This is a genomic window from Ruegeria sp. CE12 (assembly GCF_056537525.1).
In genome coordinates this window covers 1-685 of record NZ_JBQFRS010000071.1, presented here as the reverse complement: position 1 = coordinate 685, position 685 = coordinate 1, and the positions used below count along the sequence as shown (strand labels likewise).

Here is a 685-nt window from a genome sequence, read left to right as displayed (position 1 = left end):
CGCACGGCAAAGACGTCCTCACGGCCGCCCTCCCAGATCTGAGTGCTCCCATCGTAGTTCAGTGCATTGGTGAGCGTCGTTTCATCCGCTGCAGCAGAAAAATCAATCTGCGACAGTCTCGAAGGCCTGAAATCAAGCGCGAAGAAGGCCATGCGGAAGCCTTCCGAGTTGTCATCCTGATCACCTGGTGTCGGATCAACAGGTGTCGGATCAACAGGATCATCCTCAACGGGATCTTCGTTCACCGGCGTCTCATCGACAGGCGTCTCGTCAACGGGTGTCTCATCGACAGGGGGCGGGGTTCCGTCGCCAGGGCTTGCCACATGATCCCCGGTCAGCAGGACGCGGTTACCACCAGTATCGGGGCCAGCCCACTCGAGCATCAGGGTCGCATCGCCATAGGCCTCGAAGTAGAGCGCCTCAAGGCTATGGGTGCCCGCCGACAGCTCGATCGTGGCGGTCTGTAGCTCAGTCGCATGCAGCCCGTCGTTGTCGATCAGGTCCTGACCATTGAGCCGCAGGCTGGAACCATCATCAGATAGCAAATAGAACGTGTAACTTCCCGCCTGCTCAATATGCAAATCGGTCGTGGCACGCACGGCAAAGACGTCCTCACGGCCGCCCTCCCAGATCTGAGTGCTCCCATCGTAGTTCAGTGCATTGGTGAGCGTCGTTTCATCCGCTG

Annotated in this window: 1 protein-coding gene; it reads right to left on the bottom strand. The window is 58.8% G+C overall.

Going from position 1 to position 685, the window contains the following annotated elements; translation table 11 throughout:
* Positions 1–685: PA14 domain-containing protein (locus ACR0IO_RS23205; RefSeq protein ID WP_480745226.1), on the bottom strand; the 685-nt coding region annotated here is incomplete at both ends.